This is a genomic window from Acinetobacter sp. VT 511 (assembly GCF_001077515.1).
GTDB lineage: Bacteria > Pseudomonadota > Gammaproteobacteria > Pseudomonadales > Moraxellaceae > Acinetobacter > Acinetobacter schindleri.
Genome location: NZ_LFRE01000086.1, coordinates 1 through 4,970 on the forward strand (window position 1 = coordinate 1; position 4,970 = coordinate 4,970).

Annotated in this window: 6 protein-coding genes; 1 reads left to right on the forward strand and 5 read right to left on the reverse strand. The window is 36.7% G+C overall.

Annotated elements, in window-relative coordinates; all coding sequences use genetic code 11:
- Positions 1 to 1,221 precede the first annotated feature (1,221 nt).
- The 4 genes from ACS72_RS12780 to ACS72_RS18215 form a co-directional block, all read right to left on the reverse strand.
- Entirely contained in the window at positions 1,222 to 2,037 is an 816-nt protein-coding gene (locus ACS72_RS12780) for a hypothetical protein (protein WP_004282298.1), read from the reverse strand.
- Positions 2,038 to 2,118: 81 nt separating this feature from the next.
- Entirely contained in the window at positions 2,119 to 2,619 is a 501-nt protein-coding gene (locus ACS72_RS12785) for a hypothetical protein (protein WP_004282297.1), read from the reverse strand.
- Positions 2,616 to 3,545 (reverse strand): MobA/MobL family protein, encoded by a 930-nt coding sequence (locus tag ACS72_RS12790; RefSeq protein WP_004282296.1) that lies wholly within the window; start codon positions 3,543 to 3,545, stop codon positions 2,616 to 2,618. The genes ACS72_RS12785 and ACS72_RS12790 overlap by 4 nt, the downstream gene beginning before the upstream one ends.
- A complete protein-coding gene (locus ACS72_RS18215) occupies positions 3,545 to 3,700 on the reverse strand; it encodes a hypothetical protein (protein ID WP_004812002.1) in 156 nt (51 codons plus the stop codon). The genes ACS72_RS12790 and ACS72_RS18215 overlap by 1 nt, the downstream gene beginning before the upstream one ends.
- Before the next feature lie 279 nt (positions 3,701 to 3,979).
- Here ACS72_RS18215 and ACS72_RS12795 point away from each other — a divergent pair, with 279 nt between their 5' ends.
- Positions 3,980 to 4,399, forward strand: a complete 420-nt coding sequence (locus tag ACS72_RS12795; protein WP_004282303.1) for a conjugal transfer protein TraD — start codon at positions 3,980 to 3,982, stop codon at positions 4,397 to 4,399.
- Here ACS72_RS12795 and ACS72_RS12800 read toward each other — a convergent pair.
- The coding region (locus tag ACS72_RS12800) for a LysE family translocator (RefSeq protein WP_081405867.1) at positions 4,400 to 4,970 on the reverse strand (571 nt) is incomplete at its 5' end. It abuts the gene before it with no gap.

Below are 4,970 nucleotides of genomic sequence, written 5' to 3' on the forward strand. Positions count from 1 at the left end.
CTATCGCTGCTCCAATACTAGCTAGAAAAACAGCTTTTATAGAATTATTAAGACCTAGATTTAAGGCCAATAAAGATGTAGGGCCAGGTAAAATGGCCCCTATAAAGCAAAAAAAACTATACAAAATAATTGTATAAAGTTCCATATTATTTTCTACTGTGTAGATGTTTTAGGTATTCATAAGTACTTGGTAAACTTTCCAAGAGATTATCCTCACGTTTCTTTAACTCTTGCATATATTCTCGAGCTTTATCATATTTATTATCATAAAGTATTTTTGGATATACTGAGTTTGGATAGGATTTAAACCCTGTAAACATGCAGTAGTAATTGCTATTTGTCCAGAAATTAGAAAACTCTATATCAAAGTCTCCATAATAATCTTCTTCATTTGTAGTAATTGGAGGAAAATAAAGTAAAACTTTTCACAAGAAAAGTAAAATAAAAAAATAGCCTAAGGCAAGTTAGTTTTTTCTAAAGCTCATATATAAAAGAAAAACAAATGAACTCAACCTCTCAACCGTTTCCAAAGCGTCGCACTTCGTGCTTTGGCTTTGGAAACGGTTGAGAGAGTTTCGGCAATACTCACCCTAAGGGCAGCCATTTGAAAAAATGACATATCCCCTAAGTATTGCCGATTTACCTGTATATATTTGGCTTCGGAGCCACGTATATCGGTCGTATCCGCACATAGCTTTGCTGACTATGCAGACAAGGACTCAAAGTCTTGCACCTCGCTCCACGCGCTCCCTGTCGTTACATTGCCTGTATCTCTGCGAGGGTTTCCCCAACATGCAACTTAACAAGTCCTATGTAACTACTCCTAACGCTCCGCCTATGTGAAGTTCCCCTGTAAGCGGTTTAGCCTTTCGACTATAGCTACAATACGCCAGTGACACTTATTCCTACCACACGTACTGCATGCCGACCGTAAAACGGACACGCAGAAGCGGGCAAAGCTCGATCTAGGATGCTTATTTGATGGTTTAAAACACGAATTAACGAAGACTTATCATTTTGAGGCTTGATATAAACACTGTTTATTGTGAAAATAGAGTTCAGGTACAAGCCTTTTGGTGAAATCATAACGGTCGTCAAACCTTATGATCTTCGTTACTTGATGTTGTAGCATCAAATAACTGCGTACCGCTGAATTTACTTGAAAACCCCTCTAAGTTGCAAGACTTAGAGGGGTTTTTGTTTAGAATTTTACATTACAAGTTACTTATCCTTGTTTAAAGCAAATTTTCGCTTCTTAATCACAGTAAGTGGCTTTTCTTGTGGAGCCATATTTTTCTGAATGGTTCCCTGCTTCATCTCTACTGGGACAGCACTATTTTCAGTAGTCTTTGGACTAGATTCTTTAGGCTTTGACTCTGTTGGCTTTTGCAAAGTTGCTTCCTTATTTTTAATTTTTATATAAATTTTATGAGCAACTGTATTGTGCTCCTTAATTTCCCTGTTCTTATCAGCCAATTTTTTATACTGTTCTTTAAAAGGTTTTATAAATTTTTTGATAGCTGATAAGAACACGGCTTCTTCAGGATATATGTCCGCTAATGTCTTAGGTGTTTCCTTTTGCACGAAATTGATGAGATCGGCTGGAAATTTATTAAGAATCTCTGGAGTAGCAAAGCTTACAAAATCATAGTCATGATAAGAAATTACAGCATATCGGGTATTTTTCTTAGTCGGACTTTTAATATAACCTTTGACTGTTGCCTCCCCTTGATCAAGTAACTTTTTCAAATAGAAATCTTTGATTTGGTTTTCTATAAGCGCATTACCTCTATAGAACCTAAGCTTCTGACTGATTTCCGCCTGTTCTTCCAGGTTGTCTTCATCAACAAGTTTTAGCTGTTCGGATTGGTCAAGGAATTGAGCATAATTATATTGAGCAAGTTCGGATGTCCAAATCAGTAACTGATCAAGGTTTTTAGGCATAGGAACTTTCAAATCATTCAAATCAAGCTTTTTAATGGGCGCAAGTTCTTCTTCCTTAAACTCTGTTCTTTCTAAACTTGATTGCTTTAACATAATAATTTCCTTAACTTCCACTAATTTTAAACATAATAAAAATTATAAATGAGTGCTTAGAGCCTTCATTTTCAGATTCAGCTATTTGGGGTCAATAACGCATAAATCCCCATGCTTCCCATAGCCACACTGCTCTTTCATCACTCGGACGCAGGGCTTGGACTCTTCTCCAACGGCACAACTTTGAATATCAAACTGAATACCTTGCTGCCTTAAACTCTCGATCTTTGGAATATTCTCTAAAGGCTTAATATAAGATGCAAATAGCCACGTCATAGTCAGTATGAGAACTGAAAAAACACCTAAGAAAGTGGTGATTAACTTCCATGAAAATTGATCATTGGCTGATTCAATCGAGTTTTTCAAGCGTCCAAGCGCTTTAGCGGTCTTAATAAGTTCTGCTGTACCGTCCTGTAAGCCCTCATTTACCGCTTTTGATATAGTGTGGTGGGTTTGCCCAGCAATAGTGCTTTGAATGTGTTCTTTCGTGATTTGAAGCTCTTTAACGGCCTGATTGACTAGGTTCTGCTGTTGTTCTGCAACTGCCATCAGTGCATATAGCTTTTTTTCATCAGGTGTCATCGGCTCATCCCTCTAAACTTCATTGTTTTCTGTTGCTCTCTTTCTAATTTCTGCTGCTGTTTGTACTGTTCCAAAGCAAGCTGTTTAAAGCTGTCAAAATCAGCCTTAAAGCTCTCAATACCCTGTTTAATTTCTTTATCTGAAATTGGGCTGTTTTTGAGGTCTTTCAGGTCTTTTTTAGGGTCGCCTAAATCTAGTTGCTCAAGCTCTTTATAGGCTATACGTGACTGTTGCAAGGCTTCCCTGATTTCAGGGTCTTTAGCTTGGCTTGGTAATAGTTTCTTTTCGGGTTCTTTCTCTATGCCTTGCTCTTTGTAGCTTCGCATATCAATACGACTGTCAATTTGGTGTTTTTCTAAATGGCTGTTGCATAAATCAGCCCATCTTTGGCGTAGGTCTTTAATATCAGTTTTTCGTTCCTGGTAACCCTTGCCCGTATTGTCTTTTTTAGCTCCGCCACGTTCAGGATTCTTGGCGTTATAGCGTTTGAAATATTGCTCTGGATCTCGTTCGATTCCATCTTGCAGACGTTCATTAAACATGAGGTGAACGTGAGGCTGATCCTTGCCGTCCATTGCTTTAGGGTTATGAATCGCAAATTGATACGGATATTTTGAGCCGATCTCAGACTGAATGAAGTCCTCAACCAGTTCTAGGCGTTGCTCGGCATTCATCTCTCTAGGCAGGGCAATTTCATATTCTCGATAGGTACTGCCATTTTTACGCTCGTAAAGGTCGGCTGCCTGCCAAAAGGTAATCGGATTATGTTCAGCCCATTTCGGCATGTTTCCATAAGCACTATGTTCAAGATCAGTTTCTGCCTGTTCCTGTTTCAGCTTCTTTTCTTCATCCCGATCTATATATTCGGCATGCGGTGCTGCTTTACCTGCCTTACCGACTTTGACACTTAAACGAGCAATCGCCATTAGGTTTTATCCTGTTCCTTTTTTCGGTTGCGCTCTTTCTTAAACGCTCTTTGATCAAGTATCGAAGCCCACATCATAATGATGATGATTAGCGGTGCTGCGATCACGCCAAAAGTAATATCTTTGATTTTTCCCAATACCTGTTTTAGTTGCATGCTGTTGCTCCTAGCTTTGGTACTTATTTTTTTCATTCAATTTTCAATTGAACGAAAAAAATAAGTTTCAGGGTTTTAGGGATGAAGTCCCTAACGTGCTTAGGTTTCTCAATGAAATTGAGAAACGTCTAAGCGCGCCATCAAATTTTTGATGGAAGTGCAGGCGACAATCTCTAGAACGACTTTAACAAAATTACGTTACTCGAACGTAAATATTTTGTTATCGTTCTTTGAGTATTGAGCCTGTAATTTTGCGGTATCTGAATCAAGGAATTAAATATGAATAATGAATGGCTATTTGAAAAAATCACCTATATTTCTGCTTTAAAGAACCCTAATGATGCTCAAAAACTTTTACTTGAATTAGCCAAAATTCAGTACAGAACACCTGACCAAGAGAAAAAAATTAATGCCTTAATCAAAGCTGAAAAAGCAATAGATCGAGCAAATAAGCAAAAAGTTGCAGTTAGAAAATTATTGAATGCAGAAAAGGAAGCTGAACGAAAAGCTCGTACACGCCACCTTATCCAATTAGGCGCACTTTTTGAGATTGCTAACCTAGATCAGCGTGATCCTGCAGAATTACTTGGAGTTCTGCTTAAAACTGCTGAAATCGACCCAAATGATATGAAATGGGAAATTTGGAAGGATTTAGGACAAGCTGTCCTAAATCATAATAAGAAAAAAAATAGAGTCTAGTTACCTTATTATCAGGAACATAGCTATACTAGCCATACATATAGCGCTTATACGATTAAGATAAAGTAGATTAGTTTTATCCTTAAAAAAATATAATAATTTAACTCCCAATAATCCATATATTGTCATACAAATTATATCTATCATCGAAGAAGCGATACCTAGAACTATGTATTGATAAGATATATTTAAATTAGGATCAATAAATTGGGGTAAAAATGCAATAAAAAATACAAGTACTTTAGGATTAGAAATTGCTGTTAAAAAACCTTTTATAGGTAATCTATATATATTATGAGTATCATCTTTATGTTCAGAAATACTGTTTTCTGATTTCCATATCATATACGCGATAAAAATTAAGTAGAAAAATCCTAGAGTTTTTATTACCTCAAAAATTATAGGAAAATCATCAATTATTTGTTTTAGTCCAAAACCAATAGCACAAATAATCAGAAAATCAGCTATCGCTGCTCCAATACTAGCTAGAAAAACAGCTTTTATAGAATTATTAAGACCTAGATTTAAGGCCAATAAAGATGTAGGGCCAGGTAAAATGGCCCCTATAAAG